Genomic DNA, 15313 nt, shown 5'->3' with positions numbered 1-15313 from the left:
GGGCCTGTCCGGGAGACCGGGCAGGCCCGCGGCCCGGCCAATTGCACGACGGCCCCAAAGCGTGTTGCGCGATCACGGCGCGCGGTTGGCGGGAGACTCGACGGCGTGAGTGGAACGTCTGACCGTGAGGGTGTCGCGCCATCGCCCGTTTCCGGCACACCGAGCCCATCCGACGTGATACGCGGCCTGGACGCGGACCAGCGCGAGACGCTGCGGCAGGTCGGCCGGGAGTGGGCACAGGTGTCCCGGCCACCGGACCAGCCCTGGCGGGGGCTTCCGCTCGATCCGCATCTCGGCCGCTTCCCCCCGGTCGCGGAGGTCGGGCCCGCCGGGTTCGACCGCCTCGTGCCCGTCGCCCACCTGCCGGACGAATCGTCCGACGCGCCCGACACCGCACCCGGGTCCGGGGTCGCGCGGTGCGCGCACGTGGTGCGGCGGGCGCTGCTGGGGGCGCCCCTGAAGAGCAGCGCGGTCGTCGGCGAGACCATGCGCAAGCTCGTGGCGCTCCCGGTCCTGTCCGCCGACGCCCTCTCCTCCGTGGCGTACGGCCCCGAGGCGATGCTGGCGGTCCTGGTCCTGGCGGGCACCGCCGGGCTGGCGTACTCGCTGCCGGTGGCCGCGACGATCGCGGTGCTGATGGTGGCGGTGGGCGTCTCCTACCGGCAGACCATCCGGGCCTATCCGCACGGCGGCGGGTCGTACATCGTCGCCAACGACAACCTGGGGCGGGTGCCGGGGCTGATGGCCGCGGCCGGCCTGATGACCGACTACGTCCTGACGGTCGCCGTCTCCATCGCGTCCGGGGTGGCGGCCATCACCTCCGCCCTCCCCTCGCTCGACCCGGCCGCGGTGCCCATCGGACTGGCCGCGATCGCCGCTCTGCTGGCGGGGAACCTGCGCGGGATCAGGCAGGCCGGGTTCCTGTTCGCCGCACCCACGTACCTCTTCATCATCGCGGTCTTCCTCCTGGTGGGGTTCGGACTCGCCGACGCCGCGCGCCAGGGGTTCCACCCGCAGCCCACCCCGCAGCTCACGGCGACCGAGGGCGTCGGCGTCCTGCTGATCATGCGGGCCTTCGCCTCGGGCGCGACCGCCATGACGGGCATCGAGGCGATCTCCAACGCCGTGCCCGCGTTCAAGCCCGTCAAGTGGCGCAACGCCCGCACGACGCTGACGTGGATGATCGGTCTGCTCGTCGCCCTCTTCGCGGGCACCGTCGCCGTGGTGCACTTCAGCGGTGTGGTGCCCAGGAGCAGCGAGACCGTGCTGTCGCAGCTCGCCCACCGCAGCTTCGGCTCGGGCGCGTTGTACGTGTTCGTCCAGGCCGCCACGGCGGCTGTCCTGCTGCTCGCCGCCAACACGGCGTACAACGACTTCCCCCGCGTGCTCTACCTGCTGGCCCGTGCCGGCCACGCGCCGCGCAGCTTCCTCCGGCTGGGCGACCGCCTCGCCTTCAGCAACGGCATCCTCCTCCTCTCCCTGGCCGCCGCCCTGGTCTACACGGTGTTCGGCGGCGACACCGCGGCGCTGATCCCGCTGTACGCCGTCGGGGTCTTCCTCGCCTTCACGCTCTCCCAGACCGGCATGGTGGTGCACTGGTGGCGCCTGCGCGACCTGCACTGGCGCAGGAGCCTGTTCTTCAGCGCGGTCGGCGGGCTGCTCTCGGCGCTCGTGCTCGTCACGGCCGCCATCACGAAGTTCGCGTCGGGCGCGTGGGTGGCCCTGCTCGCCGTCGGGGGGTTCGTCCTGCTCACCATGCGGATCCGCAGCCACTACGACGCGGTGAACAAGGCGCTGCGGCTGCATACCGACGCCGTCGAAGTGCCGATCGGCCTGCCGGCCGGATCCGTGCCGGAGGACACGGCCCCGGCGTCCACCGGACCGGCCGCGCCGACGGGTTCACAGCGGGAGGCCGCCGCCGCGACCGGCGAGAGCGAGGAGACCCCGCGGGCGATCCAGAACCTCTCCGTGGTCGCCATCGCCTCGCTCGACCTGGCCGGACTGCGGGCCCTCGCCTACGCGGCCTCCCTGGGACAGCCGACGCTCGCGCTCCACATCAGCCCCAGCGAGGACGAGGCCCGGCGGTTCCACGAGTACTGGGACCTGTGGGGCGACCACATCCACCTGGAGGTCGTGGTGTCCCCGTACCGGGCCACCGTCGCCCCGCTGGTCCACTACGTCGAGACGCTCCACCGGCAGCGGCCGGAGCTGACCGTGACGGTCTTCCTCCCGGAGATCATCACCCGGCGCCGCCACCACCAGCTCCTGCACAGCCGGACCGCTCCGCGCCTGCGCCGCGCCCTGCGCGAGCTGCCCAAGATCGTCATCACGACCGTGCCCTTCCACGTCTGACGACGCCGTCCGCCGGGTGACCCGTACGGATGACGCGTGCGCGCGGCTTCCGTACCGGACGGCCCGGTCGGAGCCGCGCCGCGGACGCCATGGGTTCGGATCAGGGGTGTGACGACGACACCAGGGCTCGCGGTCCGCCTTCCGCTCGGGGCGCTGAGCGGTCTGCTGGCCGGATTCGCGGCTCTCGCGGTCGCCGAACTGGTCGCGGCCGCCGTTCGGCCGGCGGCCGGGCCGATCACCGCCGTGGGCGGGGCTGCCATCGACCGTACCCCGACGCCGGTCAAGGACTGGGCGATCCGCCATTTCGGCGAGAACGACAAGACGGTCCTCCAACTGGGCATCCTCGCCGCCCTGGTGGTGCTGGCCGTGGTCCTGGGACTGGTGGCGCTGCGGTTCCGGCGGGTGGGCGCGGCGGGGGTGCTGATCTTCGGTCTGGTGGGTGCGGGCGCGGCGGTGTCCCGGCCCGACGCGTCGGGGTGGACGGACGCGCTTCCCTCGGTGGTGGGAGCCGTGGCGGGGGCCGGGCTGCTGTACCGGCTGACCGGGCGGCTGACCCTGCCGCCGCGCGCCGCCGCGGCTCCGCCGGGGCCGGACCGGGCTGCGGGCTGGGACCGGCGGGGGTTCGTCGTCACCGCGTCGGCCGCCGCGGTGACCTCGGCGGGCGTCGGTCTGCTGGGCCGCTACCTCGCGGGCCACTCCTCGCAGGCCGCGGTGGCGTCGCGCGAGGCGGTACGGCTGCCGGCACCCGCGTCGCCGGCGCCGCCGCTGCCGGCCGGCGTCCAGCTCGACGTTCCCGGACTCAGTCCCTTCACCACGTCGAACCGCGCCTTCTACCGTGTCGACACGGCCCTGGTGGTACCGAAGGTGAACGCCCGCGCCTGGCGGCTGCGCATCCACGGCAAGGGGGTCGCCCGGCCGCTGACGGTGACGTTCGAGGATCTGCTGCGCCGCGAACTGATCGAGCGGTACATCACGTTGACCTGTGTGTCGAACGAGGTCGGCGGGCCGTACGTCGGCAACGCTCGGTGGCTCGGCGCGCCGCTGTCGGATCTGCTGCGGGAGGCCGGGGTCCGGCCGCCGTCGCGGGGCGGTCCGGCCGACCAGCTCGTCGCGCGCTCGGTGGACGGCATGACGCTCGGCACGCCGGTGGAGGACGTCATGGACGGGCGCGACGCCATGCTGGCGGTGGGGATGAACGGGCAGCCCCTGCCCTTCACGCACGGTTTCCCGGTGCGGATGGTCGTGCCCGGCCTGTACGGGTACGTGTCGGCGTGCAAGTGGATCGAGGACATCGAGTTGACGACGTTCGCGGACTTCGAGCCGTACTGGGTCAAGCGCACCTGGGCGCGCGAAGCGCCGGTCAAGACCCAGTCCCGGATCGACACGCCGAAGCCGCTGTCGCGGTCGCGGGCCGGGACGGTGACGGTCGCCGGGGTCGCGTGGGCCCAGCACCGCGGGATCGAGCGCGTTCAGGTGCGGATCGACGACGGTCCCTGGCAGGAGGCCGAGCTCGCGGCCGAGGCGAGCATCGACACCTGGCGGCAGTGGTCCTTCCCGTGGAGGGCGACGCCCGGCAGCCACACCATCACCGCCCGCGCCACGGAGCGCGGCGGCCGGGTGCAGACGCAGAAGCGCACGGGCACGGTCCCCGACGGCGCGAGCGGCCGGCCCTCCGTCGTCGTCACCGTCGAATGACGGCCTGCGCCGCTCCCCTGCCGCCGCCCGGACCCGTGCCTCACCGCGCGACGGGCTCCTCCCGGTCATCCCGCCGCCCCGGAGCTACCAGTAGTGACGCCTCCCGCCGACCGCGTGCCCGATGGTCCCCAACAGCCAGAGCGCGGCTCCGACGACGAGGAGGACGACCCCGATGGTCCACAGGACGGAGATGCCGGCCAAGAGGCCGATGACCAGGAGAATGACACCGAGGACGATCATGGGATCCTCCAAACGATCCGACTGCTACCGAGTATGCGCCTCTTCGCACGGTCGCGTCGGTCGGGCCGCGTGGGCCGGTGGCAACCGGGTACCAGAGAGCGAACCTGTTCCCGGCAGAAAGCACGGTGGTCGCACATGTCCTCCTCACTCGTCGAGACCGTCGACATCAAGGCCCCGGTGTCCGTCACCTGGGCACTGTGGAGCGACGTCACCCAGTGGCCGAGGTTCCTGAGCCACGTCCAGCGCGTCGACCCGCTGGACGAGCGGCGCTTCGCCTGGCAGCTCTCGCTGCCCGGTGCGGACAAGGGCTTCGTCGCGGAGCTCACCGAGGTGGTGCCGGAGGACCGCATCGCGTGGAGGACGACCGAGGGCGTTCACCACGCCGGCGTGGTCACGTTCCACCGGCTCGACGACGCCTCCAGCCGCGTCGCCCTGCAGATCGAGTACGACCCCAAGGGTTTCGTGGAACGCCTCGGCGCACTGACCAATCTCGACTCGGCGCTGGCCAACTACGACTTGGGCGAGTTCCAGAAGCTGGCCGAACTGACGGCGGCGGCCGGCGGCCCGCGGGGTCACTGAGGCCTGGGAGGTCGAGATCCCGGTGGCGGGGCACCCGCACGGAGAGGCGGAGCGTCAGGGCACGGAGCGTCAGGTCACAGCGTGTCAGGACGTCGGTCAGGGGCGGAGGTCGCCCGTGGTCTTCTCCATCCGCATCAGGTCGTGCGGCGTCAGCCCGGACAGCTCGGACACCTCCGCCACCGGGCAGGACTGGCGGACCGCCGTCACGGCTTCCATCTCGACGTCGGCGCGGGCGGCGTCCAGCGCGGCCTCCGCGTCCCGGAGTCGCTGAACGGCCAGCTCAAGTGCGGAGAGATCCATGACGGCATGATCCCACGGCCGGCCGGGTCGCCGTCACCCGCGCCGGGGCCCAGCGTCTCCCGGGCCCGGGCCGTCGCGCGGCCGTCTCGCTCACCGGATCCGCGGAAGGGATGTCAGAGACGCTTCCACGACCGGTCGTTCACCGGCAGGTGAGCCCGGATGCGGGATATTCGTCCGATCGTCGACGAGTTCACAGGAAAATCGTCTGCGTAAGGCGTACACGCGGCACTTCGGGGCATACGCACCTCACCGGCTCCGCAACGTCGCGCGCGCCGCGCCGCATCCGTGTGGCCGGACCGCACCGTGCGACCGTGAAATCCTCAGGTCACCCGGAGCGCGCCGGATCACCAGTCCTGGATCGAACCGAGGAGAACGTGCTGTGCTGAACCCCCGCCCTCAGGATCTCCGTGCCGCCCTCGCCCGCTACGCCGACGCCCGTATCGAGGACGACCGGCTGCCCAGCGCGGCCACGGCACGCGCGGTCGAGGACGCCACGTACACGCTGTGCGTCATGACCGGCACGAGAGACGTCCCCCAGGCCCTGGCGGCGGCAGACGCCCTGCTGGAGCGGCACACCGCCGAGCGGGCCGGACGGACGGCGCCCGCCGGGGACGACAAGCTGCAGGCCGCCTGAGGACTTCGGGCTGCTTCGAGGCATCCGGACTCCGGGGGCTTCCGGCAGCTTCGGAGGCTTCGGCCCGAGCGCACGGCCGGGCCCCGTCGGAACGCACCTCATCCGACGGGGCCCGGCCGTGTCGCGGTCAGACCGGCGTCCTCCGCCATCGGCGGCCCTTGGCCGCCGCGATCAGCGCGGGCACCGTGGCGAGCTTCACCCGGGGACGGCCGTGCTGGCGGCCCCGGGCCACCTCCGCCCGGTCGATGGCGGCGAGACCCCGGGCGTCGACGACGTTCCGGCCCCGGCTCCGGGCCAGTCGGCGAAAGGCCCGGCGCGGGTGGACCGGCGAGGGCAGCGCCCCGGCCACGGCGTCGGCCAGGAGCGTGCCCACGGTCTCGGCGGCACAGGTGCGGTTCGCCCCGATGCCGCCCGACGGGCCGCGCTTGATCCAGCCGACGACGTACGCGCCGGACACGCCCGTCACCCGCCCGCCCTCGTGCGGCACGGTCCCGGCGCCCTCGTCGAAGGGGAGGCCGGGCACCGGCAGGCCCCGGTAGCCGACAGCCCGCAGCAGCAGGCCAGCCGGGATGTCCTGCTCCCCCGTGCCGCTCGTCACGCGGACCGCCGCGACGGCCGCCTCTCCGAGGACTTCCACGGGGGCGGAGTGGAAGCGGAAGACGATGCGCCGGCCCGGCTCCGGCGGGCTCGACCAGTCGAGGGCCCTGCGCGGTACGTCCCGCAGGAGCGCCGCTCTGTCTCCCGCGGCCGCGCCGTCGATCGCCGCGCCGGTCCGCGGGTCGTGGTCGTCGACGACGAGTTCGACGCCCGGCAGGTGGGTGAGGGCGAGGAGTTCGGAGGCGGTGCAGGCGGCGTGCTCCGGGCCGCGCCGTCCGAGCAGCACCACCTCGCGCACGGGCGAGTCCCGCAGCGCGGCGAGCGCGTGGTCGGCGATGTCGGTGGCGGCCAGTTCGGCCGGGTGCATCACGAGGAGCCGTGCCACGTCCAGCGCGACGTTGCCGTTGCCGACGACGACCACCCGTTGCGCGGAGAGCCGCACCGCGTCCGGCGCGACGTCGGGATGGGCGTTGTACCAGGACACGAACGAGGCGGCGGAGGCGCTGCCGGGCAGATCCTCGCCGGGGACGCCGAGCCGGCGGTCGGCCGAGGCCCCGACGGCGTAGACCACCGCGTCGTGGTGGGCCGCCAGTTCCGGGACGGTGATGTCCTTGCCCACCTCGACGCCCAGATGCATCCGCACCCGGGGGTGCGCGTGGAAGCGGGCGAACGCCTCGCCGGCCTTCTTCGTCGACGGGTGGTCGGGGGCCACTCCGTACCGTAGGAGTCCGCCCGCGACCGGCAGCCGGTCGATCAGGGTCACTTCGGCGTTGGTGTGCAGGAGAAGGTCCTCGGCGGCGTACATGCCGGCGGGACCGGTGCCGACGACCGCCACGCGGATCGGCGCGAAGTCGGACGGGAGGCCGCGCTCGAAGGAGGGCGCGCCCCAGCGGTGGAAGTTCGGCCCGTCCGGGGCCGGTTCGGGCTCCCGGTCGGCGAAGTATGCGGCGTTGATCTCCGCGTACCGCTTCTGCGCGCCGAAGAGGCTGTCCACCGGGAAGATCGCGTCGACCGGGCAGGCGTCGGCGCAGGCTCCGCAGTCGATGCAGGCCGCCGGGTCGACGTGCAGCATCTCCGTGCTGCCGAAGGCCCGCTCCTGGGGCGTCGGGTGGATGCAGTTGACGGGGCACACGGCCACGCAGGTGGCGTCGTTGCAGCAGGTCTGGGTGATGGCGTAGGTCATCTCGTCGTCTCGGTTCGTCGGCCCGGGACCGGGGCCGGAAGGGGTCGTCGGCTCGGAGCGCGGGCTTCGGCCCGTCCCGGACCCGTTGCCGGTCCGTTACGGGCGTGCCCCGGTGTGCGCCGCCGGGTCAGATGAGCGAGGCGCGCCGGTAGAAGAAGAGGGCCGGCCGGGTCAGCAGCCGGGCGGAGGCCAGGAACTCCATCAGGCCCGAACAGCTCGACCGCATCAGGGATTTGTGATGTTCGTTGGCCCTGGCCTCGGCGCGGGCCCGTTCGGCGTCCAGACCCGCGTTCCGGTAGACGTCGCGGTTCACCATGCTGGTGACGATGCAGTAGGAGGCGATCGCCACCACGAGGGCGTTGATCTGCCGGCGCACCGCGCCCGCGCCGCGCAGCCGCCTGCGGGTCTCGTCGCGGGCGAACTTCATGTGGCGCGACTCCTCCACCACGTGGATGTTGTTGATGGTGCGGACGAAGGGCGCGACCCGTTCGTCGCGCATCCAGTCGCGCTGCATGACGTCGAGGACCTCTTCGGCGACGAGGATCGCCGCGTACGCCGCCTCGCCGAAGGCCACGGTCTTGAAGACCCGGCCGAGCTCGACCACCGCCCGGCGCGGCCGGTAGGCGGGTGCGCCGAGCTTCGCCGCGCCCCGGGCGAACATGATGGAGTGCCGGCACTCGTCGGCTATCTCGGTGAGCGCCCACTGGAAGCGCGGGTCCGTGGGGTCCTCGGCGTACATGTCTCGCAGCACCATCTGCTGCAGGATCATCTCGAACCAGATGCCCGTGCAGGCGACGGACGCGGCCTCCTGGCGGGTGAGGGCCCTGCGCCGGTCCTCGGTCAATTCGGCCCAGTAGGCGGTCCCGTAGAGCGTGCTCCACTCCGGGCTGGCGCCGTGGTGGTCCGTGTCGAGCGGGGTGTCCCAGTCCACCTCGGTGGCCGGGTCGTACGACAGCTCGGCGGACGACGCGAGCAGCCGCCGGGCCACGTCCCGGTCGGCGAGCCGGTCCTGCTCCTGGTCCTTCGGCCGAAAGGTGCTGCTTGCCATGGTGCGGCTCCTTGAATCGGGAGATCGACGAATCGCGGGATCGATCCGGCGCCGCCCGTCCGGTGCCCCATCCCGTTTCCCACGGGATGGGGCCGATGGCCGCCGAGCGCCGCCCTCGCTTGTTAGACGCGGCGTCTAGCAAGCTTATTAGATGCAAGGTATAGCAAGGAGCCGTGCGGGCCTAGAGCCCGACCGGCAATCGGTGTCGTGGCGGGGCGCGGTGAGCGGGCGGCGGGTCAGAAGTGCGTGCCGCCGTCGACGCGGATCTCGGTGCCGGTGATGAAGCGGCCGTCGTCGCTCGCCAGCATCGCCACCACCGACGCCACCGTCTCCGGGCCGGCGAAGCCCTGGCCCATGGCGGGCGCCAGCTTCACGAACAGCGACATGTCGGCGTCCTCGGGCAGGCCGGGGCCCACACTCGCCCGGGACGCGCCGGTGCCGTCCGTCATGCCGGAGGAGATCGAGCCGGGCTGTACGGCGGTGAAGCGGATGCCCTGCTTGGCGTACTCGGCCGCGAGCGCGTGCGTCATCGACTGGATGCCGCCCTTGCTGGCCGCGTACGCGGCCATGTACGGGTGCGCGAACGCCGCCGAGGTGGAACTGAAGTTGACGACGGCCGCGCCGTCGCCGTCGAGCAGTGCCGGGATCGACTCGCGGATCATCAGGAAGGTACCCGTCAGATTCACCGCGACGATCTTGTTGAAGTCGGCGAGGCTCGTCTCGTGGGTGTGCGAGGAGCGCAGGATGCCGGCCGCGTTGACCAGCACGTCGAGGCCGCCGAGCGCGGCGACCGCGGCGGCGACGCCCGAGCGCACCGAGCCCTCGTCGGCTATGTCGACGACGAGTGTGGTGAGGCGCTCGGCGGCGGCGCCCGCCTTCTCGGCGGTATCCCCCAGCCCGGCCTCGCTGACGTCCGCGGCGACGACCCTGCCGCCCTCGGCCAGCAGTCTCAGCACGGTGGCCTGGCCGATGCCCGAACCACCGCCGGTGATCAACGCGCGGCGGCCCTCGTAGCGGTCGGTGACGGGGTTCGGGCTCATCTCGGTCCAGCTTTCTGGCGATGGGGTGGTGGAAGCGGCCGGCCCGTGGGAATCGAGGAGCCCGCGCCTAATACACCGTACGCCTGAGTGGCACGTTTTGCCATGATGTCATTTCGCGCATCAGCCGAGGTGCCGGGCGTACGCTGAGCACGTGACCCAGCCCTCCCTGACCGAGCGCCGCAAGGCCGCGACCCAGCTCGACATCGCCCGTGCCGCCGCCGCGCTGTTCGCCGAGCACGGACCTGACGGCACCACCGCCGAGGCCATCGCCCGTCGGGCCGGGGTCGCGCTGCGCACCTTCTACCGCTATTTCCGCTCCAAGCAGGACGCGGTCGGGCCGCTGCTCTCGGGCGGCGCCGAGCGGTGGCGGGCCCTGCTCGAAGCCGCCGAACCGGGCCCGCTGCACCCCACCCTGGAGGCCGCCGTCCGCGAAGCGCTCGCGGCACCCGACGCGGCCACCGCGGAGCAGTTGAAGTGGACCCGGGGACTGCTGCGTGCGGCCGAGCGCGACCCGGCGCTGCGCGCGGTCTGGTACCGGGTGAACCAGGATTCCGAGGAGCGCCTGCTGCCGGTGCTGACCCGCCTGGCCGGGCCGGACGCCGACCCGCTGGAGGTACGGCTCGCGGCGGCCGCGGCCACGGATGCCATCAGGGTGGCACTCGAAGCGTGGGCCGGTACGGACGCTCCCGCCGCCGGCCCGCACTCGCCCGCCGAGCTCGCGGTGCGCTGCCTGCGCGAACTGACCGGCGGAATGCGGCTGCTGAGCCGGTGAGCACCGTTCTCGGCGCAGACGCGTCGGGCCGGGCGGCATTCAGGCGCGCCATGGCAGCCGACTCGCCGACCGCGACGAACCAACGGGCGGAGAGCGGATTCGGGGGCGGCACCGCGCGGTGCCGCCCCCGAATCCGCTCTCCGCCCCTCAGGACTGGGGACGCTTGCCGTGGTTGGCGCCGTTCTTGCGGCGGGCCTTCTTCTTGCGGCGTCGCTTCGAGGACATCGAACCCTCCTTCCATACTGGCCGATCCGTGCGGATTCCACCGTTTTGTCGGTTCCGACGGTCACGGGCATCGCTTCCCGGCCGGCAGCCTCACAAACCTTCGCCGCTTCGGCGATCGGTCGCCCCAGCGGCCTCATCCGCGTCTCCCGCCGTACCCCTACGCGCCCCGGCGCCATCGGAGGCCAGGCGCGGCGGAAGGTCACACGGTCACACAACCTTCACCCGGCCCAGGGGTACGCCGACCGGATCGGGCAACCCGAACAGCCACCGTCCCCACCGACCCATCGCACGCGGAGGCACCATGTCGGTCCTGGCCCTGCTCCTGCCGCCGGTCCTGCTGTCGCTCATGCTCTTCCTGGACACCTATGAGGAGCGTCTGCTCGGCGCCCGCCCGAAGGCCGAGCCGAGCCGCCCGAAGCCCGGCCCGGCGGCCTGAAGGCGCAGCGCGTGAGGCGTGAAGGTGTGAGGCGTGAGATGGGTCACCGGCGGATCCGGACCGGGCCGGACGGCCCTTCCCTAGGTGCCCGGTCCCCTGATAAAGAAGGACCAGAGCCCCGACACATCGGAAGTATCGCCATGAACCAGAACGGCCCCGCCGGCCTCGTGCCCTTCGCCCTCGACCTGACCGCCGACGAGGTACGCCGACGAGCCGCGGTCCTCGCCGCCCTCGGCCCCGACTGGGACCCGGTCGCGGTGCTGCGCGGCGAGGACGCGGCGTACGCCCTGCTGTACTCGGACCTCGACGAGGAGCAGACGCGTACCTACGACATGCTGGTCGCCGCGGGTGTTCTGCCGGGGCGGTGAGCTGAGGCGGCGGACCGCGCCCGGTCAGCCGGTCAGGCTGTCGGCGAAGTCCTCGGCACAGCGGTCCTCCGCCGACCGGCTGCCCGCGTCGCGCATGCAGTCCTCGAAGCCCGAGTAGCTCTCGGAGTCGAGGACGGACAGGCCGACGACGAGGACGAGGGCCGAGCCGAGGAGGCCGAGCACGCCGAGGGACGCGCCGACGATCGCCATCACCCGGCGCGGGGCCCGGCCGCCCCGCGTGCGGAGCACCGCGAGTATGCCGAAGACGGCCGCGAGCAGGCCGAGCAGAAGGCCGCCGACGACGGTCCAGAAGAAGAGGCAGGCGAGCAGGCCGAGGACGAGGGCGGTGACGGCGAACCCGTTGGTCCGGGCAGGCTCCGGACTGCCGTACCGGGGCTCGTCCCAACCTGACTGCTGCGGATAGCTGGGCATGGACATCGGATGCGACACTCCTTCGCTGCTCGCGTCCTGAGCGTCTGCCCAGCCGGACGGCCGATATGCGGGAACACCGCCGGGCACGGGGCTGCTCACGACGTACCCCGCGCCGCCCCGCCCGACTTCCCGGCGAAGAAGTCGAGCAGGACGGCGTTGACTTCGGCGGGTCGTTCCAGATGACCGTAGTGGCCGCAGCGTTCGATCTCGGTGTAGCGGGCGCCGGGGACGGTGTCGGCGATCTCGCGGGTCGCGGCGGGCGGGATCATCACGTCGTCGGCGAAACCCACGCACAGGAGGGGGACGTCGATGGCGGCGTAGCGCGGGAGCCGGTCCGTGGGGCCGACGGCGTCGTACTGGGCGCGGATGCCCGGTCCGGTCGCCGCCTGCGCGTAGGTGAAGACGTCGAGCCAGTCCTGTGCGGCGCGCGGGTCCCGCAGGGTGTGGGGCGAGAGGTAGCTCAGGGCGGAGAAGACGGCACGGTGGCTCGCCGGGACGGTCGCGCCGCCGTCGATCAGGTCGCGGGCGGCGCGGTTGTACGCGGTGCCGAAGGGGTCGGGGCGGGCGCGTCCGGCCATCATCACGGCTTGCCGGACGAGTCCGGGCCGGGTGAGGAGGAGTTCGGCGACGACGGAGGCGCCCAGGGAGTAGCCGACGATCCGGCAGGGCGCCAGGCGGAGGTGGTCGATGAGGGCGGCCACGTCCCCCGCCATGGTGTCCAGGGTGATGCCGCCGGGCGGCTGGGTGTTCGGCGGAAGACCTCGGTTGTCCAGGGCGATCACCCGGTAGCCGGCGGCGACCAGGGCCGGGGTCTGGCGGGCGCGCCAGACGGTCCTGCCGACGCCGGTTCCGTTGACGAGGACGACGGGTTCGCCGGCACCGGTGTCGTCGTAGGACACGGTGATGCCGTTGAGGAGTGCGGTGGGCATGGCGGGTGCGGGACCTCGCTGTCGGGGTTCGGCCCGTGCGGGCGGTCGATCGGGGTTCGGGCGCGGCCGGGGCGGTGGACGGGGCGGCGACGCGGTGGCGGGGCCGCCCCGTCCGGGTTCACAGGCCCAGGTCGCTGAGGCGTGCCTCGTAGCGGATGGTCAGGTCCTCGAACTCCTCGGCGGGCCGGTCCCAGAGGGCCTCCAGCTCGGTGCGGACGGCCCCGGGCAGCGCCTCGTACCGTTCGCTCCAGGTGTCGGAGCCCGGGATCCAGTAGCCGACGACCTTGAAGCGCTCGGCGGGCAGAGCGAGGTCCTTGCGCAGGTAACGGCGCACGGCGCGCAGCGCGTTGGTCTGGCCCGCGACCCAGACGTAGCCGTGCGTGAGGTCGGTGCCGGGCGGCACGGCGGCCTCGACCAGGTCGGCCAGGCGGCTGGGGCCGCGGCCGTTGCCTCCGTAGGTCCACGTCACCGTGCAGTCGGCGGGCCGGGTGAGCGGCTGGACGGCGGAGGGGTCGGGCACTTCGAGGACGACCCGCGTCCTGACTCCGTCCGGTGTGCCCTCCAGCAGGCGGGCGACCGCCGGCAGGCCGGTCTGGTCGGCTATCAGCACCTGCCGGGCGAGATCGGCCGGCGGGCGGTAGAGGCCGGTGGGGTCGTTGAGGCCGATCACGTCCCGGGGCGGGCCGACGCGACCCAGCCGGAGGCCACACCGTGTTCGTGCAGGACGAAGTCGACGTCGATCTCGCGGGCCTGCGGGCGCACCGCCCGGACCGTGTACGTGCGCATCGGCGCGACGGGCCGGCCCTCGGGCGTCTCCCAGCCTCCCTGCTCGGTCGAGCGGGGCAGGGAGACGTCCTGGCGGTCCGGGCCGTGCGGGAAGAACAGGCGTACGTACTCGTCGCCGACGCCGGTGGAGGTGAAGGCGGCGAGGCCCTCGCCGTGGAAGGTGACGCGGGTCATCGCCGGGGTGAGCGGCTGGACGCGGGCGACGACGGCTCGGTGGATCGTCATGGGCACTGCCCCTTCGTGAGGCGTGGTCGGCCCGGTCGCGGCGAACGGGCTCGGGGTGGGCAGGGGTTGCGCCGTCGGACACCGCCCGCGCCCCGCGGCCGGCGGCACCACCGCGGCCCGGGGACCGGTGCGCGCGAACGCGACCGCCCGGCCCGGATCGCCCCGCCCGCCCCGCGATCGGCTCCGATTCGACTTAGGCCACCCTAACCTTCCGTGGCGGAGTGATCGAGACCCCCTCCGTTTCGCTGTCGCGCCGGGCCGTCGCCGGCCGCCGGACCACCGGCCCGACGGCGTCCGATGGTACCGGCGTGCTCCGACGGCGGCAGTCGTTCGCTCCTCGTGCGCGGAGTCCTCAGGAGCACTCCGCCCGACGCCGCGCACCCGCCCGACGCGGCGCACGCCCCCCGAACACCCCCGGCGCCCCGCCGGACCGCCGGACCGCCGAACTGCCGAAGGTCAGCAGATCCGCGGGAGTTGTTCGCCCAGGGGCATGTCGACCACACGCGTGCCGCCGAGGCCGGTGGCGGCGACCACCATGCCGGGGTGTTCCTCCCCGCAGGTGCCGATGCGCACCGCGTCCTTGCCCAGCGGGTGGGCGCGCATCGCCGCCAGGACGGCGTCGGCGTGTTCGGGCGGTACGAAGGCGACGAGCTTTCCCTCGTTGGCGACGTACAGCGGGTCGAGGCCGAGGAACGAGCAGGCGTTGGCGACGGTGTCGGGCACGGGCAGCGCGCCCTCGTCGAGGGTGATGCCCACCCCGGCGGCTGCGGCGATCTCGTTGAGGGAGGTGGCCAGTCCGCCCCGGGTGGGGTCGCGCAGGACGTGCAGGTCGCGGCAGGCGGCGAGCATGTCGGCCACCAGACCGGCCAGCGACGCGGTGTCGCTCTCGATCCCGACGCCGAACTCCAGTCCTTCGCGCACGCTCATGATCGCGATGCCGTGCACCCCGATCTCGCCGCTGACCAGGACGGCGTCCCCGGGCGCGGCCCGCTGCGGACGGATGTCGACGCCTTCGGGGACCAGCCCGATCCCGGCGGTGTTGATGAAGATGCCGTCGCCGTGCCCGGCGTCGACCACCTTCGTGTCCCCGGTCGCGACGACCACGCCGGCGGCGCGCGCCGCGTCGCCGAGCGCCTGCGCCACGCGGCCGACCACCGCGAGTTCGACGCCCTCCTCCAGGATGAAGCCGCAGGAGAGGTAGGCGGGCACGGCCCCCGCCATCGCGAGGTCGTTGACGGTCCCGTTGACGGCGAGGTCGCCGATGCTGCCGCCGGGGAAGAAGAGCGGGCGCACGACGAAGGAGTCGGTGGAGAAGGCGAGCCGCGCGCCGCCCATCGACAGATGGGCCGAGTCGCCGAGTTCGGCCAGGACGTCGCTGCCGAACGCGGGGGCGAACAGGTGCTCCACCAGTTCGGCGGAGAGTGTTCCGCCGCCGCCGTGGCCCATGACGATCCGGTCCTGGTCGCGCAGCG

At 73.3% G+C, this 15313-nt stretch carries 15 protein-coding genes and 1 pseudogene; 7 read left to right on the top strand and 9 right to left on the bottom strand.

What is annotated here, in order from left to right:
• Positions 1-486 precede the first annotated feature (486 nt).
• Both EES43_RS28865 and EES43_RS28860 read left to right on the top strand, forming a co-directional pair.
• Positions 487-2352 (top strand): APC family permease, encoded by a 1866-nt coding sequence (locus EES43_RS28865; protein WP_241192737.1) that lies wholly within the window; start codon positions 487-489, stop codon positions 2350-2352.
• A gap of 108 nt (positions 2353-2460) precedes the next feature.
• A complete protein-coding gene (locus EES43_RS28860) occupies positions 2461-4047 on the top strand; it encodes a molybdopterin-dependent oxidoreductase (RefSeq protein WP_124271499.1) in 1587 nt (528 codons plus the stop codon).
• Between the two features lie 84 nt (positions 4048-4131).
• On the opposite strand, the gene EES43_RS30890 is transcribed toward EES43_RS28860, so the two are convergent.
• A complete protein-coding gene (locus EES43_RS30890) occupies positions 4132-4287 on the bottom strand; it encodes a DUF6131 family protein (protein ID WP_164493303.1) in 156 nt (51 codons plus the stop codon).
• 135 nt (positions 4288-4422) lie between these two features.
• Between EES43_RS30890 and EES43_RS28855 the strand changes: the two genes are divergently transcribed.
• Entirely contained in the window at positions 4423-4866 is a 444-nt protein-coding gene (locus EES43_RS28855; protein ID WP_124271498.1) for an SRPBCC family protein, read from the top strand.
• Between the two features lie 96 nt (positions 4867-4962).
• Here EES43_RS28855 and EES43_RS28850 read toward each other — a convergent pair whose 3' ends face one another.
• The gene (locus EES43_RS28850) at positions 4963-5166 is read right to left on the bottom strand and encodes a hypothetical protein (protein ID WP_124271497.1); all 204 of its coding nucleotides are present in this window, start codon (positions 5164-5166) and stop codon (positions 4963-4965) included.
• 379 nt (positions 5167-5545) lie between these two features.
• Here EES43_RS28850 and EES43_RS28845 point away from each other — a divergent pair, with 379 nt between their 5' ends.
• Positions 5546-5800: a DUF5133 domain-containing protein gene (locus EES43_RS28845; RefSeq protein WP_124271496.1), complete on the top strand. Its 255-nt coding sequence runs from the start codon at positions 5546-5548 to the stop codon at positions 5798-5800.
• 127 nt (positions 5801-5927) lie between these two features.
• Here EES43_RS28845 and EES43_RS28840 read toward each other — a convergent pair whose 3' ends face one another.
• The 3 genes from EES43_RS28840 to EES43_RS28830 all read right to left on the bottom strand — a co-directional run bounded on the left by EES43_RS28840 (position 5928) and on the right by EES43_RS28830 (position 9668).
• Positions 5928-7580 carry an FAD-dependent oxidoreductase gene (locus EES43_RS28840; RefSeq protein ID WP_124271495.1) on the bottom strand — a complete coding sequence of 551 codons (1653 nt, stop codon included), beginning with the start codon at positions 7578-7580 and terminating at the stop codon, positions 5928-5930.
• A gap of 127 nt (positions 7581-7707) precedes the next feature.
• A complete protein-coding gene (locus EES43_RS28835) occupies positions 7708-8628 on the bottom strand; it encodes an AurF N-oxygenase family protein (RefSeq protein ID WP_124271494.1) in 921 nt (306 codons plus the stop codon).
• A gap of 236 nt (positions 8629-8864) precedes the next feature.
• Positions 8865-9668, bottom strand: a complete 804-nt coding sequence (locus EES43_RS28830) for an SDR family NAD(P)-dependent oxidoreductase (RefSeq protein ID WP_124271493.1) — start codon at positions 9666-9668, stop codon at positions 8865-8867.
• 151 nt (positions 9669-9819) lie between these two features.
• On the opposite strand from EES43_RS28830, the gene EES43_RS28825 reads away from it, so the two are divergent.
• The 3 genes from EES43_RS28825 to EES43_RS28820 all read left to right on the top strand — a co-directional run bounded on the left by EES43_RS28825 (position 9820) and on the right by EES43_RS28820 (position 11469).
• A complete protein-coding gene (locus EES43_RS28825; protein ID WP_124271492.1) occupies positions 9820-10440 on the top strand; it encodes a TetR/AcrR family transcriptional regulator in 621 nt (206 codons plus the stop codon).
• A 526-nt stretch (positions 10441-10966) separates the two neighbouring features.
• A complete protein-coding gene (locus EES43_RS31795; protein WP_277426083.1) occupies positions 10967-11101 on the top strand; it encodes a hypothetical protein in 135 nt (44 codons plus the stop codon).
• A gap of 140 nt (positions 11102-11241) precedes the next feature.
• On the top strand, positions 11242-11469 hold the full coding sequence (locus EES43_RS28820; protein WP_124271491.1) for a DUF6400 family protein: 228 nt from the start codon (positions 11242-11244) through the stop codon (positions 11467-11469).
• Positions 11470-11493: 24 nt separating this feature from the next.
• On the opposite strand, the gene EES43_RS28815 is transcribed toward EES43_RS28820, so the two are convergent.
• The 4 genes and pseudogenes from EES43_RS28815 to hypE all read right to left on the bottom strand — a co-directional run bounded on the left by EES43_RS28815 (position 11494) and on the right by hypE (position 15287).
• Positions 11494-11901, bottom strand: coding sequence for a DUF4190 domain-containing protein (locus tag EES43_RS28815; protein WP_241192736.1), 408 nt, complete (start codon positions 11899-11901; stop codon positions 11494-11496).
• A 95-nt stretch (positions 11902-11996) separates the two neighbouring features.
• Positions 11997-12830, bottom strand: coding sequence for an alpha/beta fold hydrolase (locus EES43_RS28810; protein WP_124271489.1), 834 nt, complete (start codon positions 12828-12830; stop codon positions 11997-11999).
• A 118-nt stretch (positions 12831-12948) separates the two neighbouring features.
• Positions 12949-13841 (bottom strand): annotated as a pseudogene (locus tag EES43_RS31890) (siderophore-interacting protein).
• Between the two features lie 456 nt (positions 13842-14297).
• Positions 14298-15287, bottom strand: a complete 990-nt coding sequence (gene hypE, locus EES43_RS28800; protein WP_241192735.1) for a hydrogenase expression/formation protein HypE — start codon at positions 15285-15287, stop codon at positions 14298-14300.
• Positions 15288-15313: the final 26 nt, after the last annotated feature.

The organism is Streptomyces sp. ADI96-02 (assembly GCF_003846185.1).
Taxonomy (GTDB): Bacteria; Actinomycetota; Actinomycetes; order Streptomycetales; family Streptomycetaceae; genus Streptomyces.
Note: the sequence above shows the minus strand (reverse complement) of the source record. Positions and strands in the feature narration are given on the sequence as shown.

Bases quoted from the DNA above. Each gene is read 5' to 3' on its own strand.
- EES43_RS28865 (WP_241192737.1), top strand. From the start codon at position 487: ATGCGCAAGCTCGTGGCGCTCCCGGTCCTGTCCGCCGACGCCCTCTCC.
- EES43_RS30890 (WP_164493303.1), bottom strand. From the start codon at position 4,287: ATGATCGTCCTCGGTGTCATTCTCCTGGTCATCGGCCTCTTGGCCGGC.
- EES43_RS28855 (WP_124271498.1), top strand. From the start codon at position 4,423: ATGTCCTCCTCACTCGTCGAGACCGTCGACATCAAGGCCCCGGTGTCC.
- EES43_RS28850 (WP_124271497.1), bottom strand. From the start codon at position 5,166: ATGGATCTCTCCGCACTTGAGCTGGCCGTTCAGCGACTCCGGGACGCG.
- EES43_RS28840 (WP_124271495.1), bottom strand. From the start codon at position 7,580: ATGACCTACGCCATCACCCAGACCTGCTGCAACGACGCCACCTGCGTG.
- EES43_RS28835 (WP_124271494.1), bottom strand. From the start codon at position 8,628: ATGGCAAGCAGCACCTTTCGGCCGAAGGACCAGGAGCAGGACCGGCTC.
- EES43_RS28830 (WP_124271493.1), bottom strand. From the start codon at position 9,668: ATGAGCCCGAACCCCGTCACCGACCGCTACGAGGGCCGCCGCGCGTTG.
- EES43_RS31795 (WP_277426083.1), top strand. From the start codon at position 10,967: ATGTCGGTCCTGGCCCTGCTCCTGCCGCCGGTCCTGCTGTCGCTCATG.
- EES43_RS28820 (WP_124271491.1), top strand. From the start codon at position 11,242: ATGAACCAGAACGGCCCCGCCGGCCTCGTGCCCTTCGCCCTCGACCTG.
- EES43_RS28815 (WP_241192736.1), bottom strand. From the start codon at position 11,901: ATGCCCAGCTATCCGCAGCAGTCAGGTTGGGACGAGCCCCGGTACGGC.
- EES43_RS28810 (WP_124271489.1), bottom strand. From the start codon at position 12,830: ATGCCCACCGCACTCCTCAACGGCATCACCGTGTCCTACGACGACACC.
- hypE (WP_241192735.1), bottom strand. From the start codon at position 15,287: ATGGGCCACGGCGGCGGCGGAACACTCTCCGCCGAACTGGTGGAGCAC.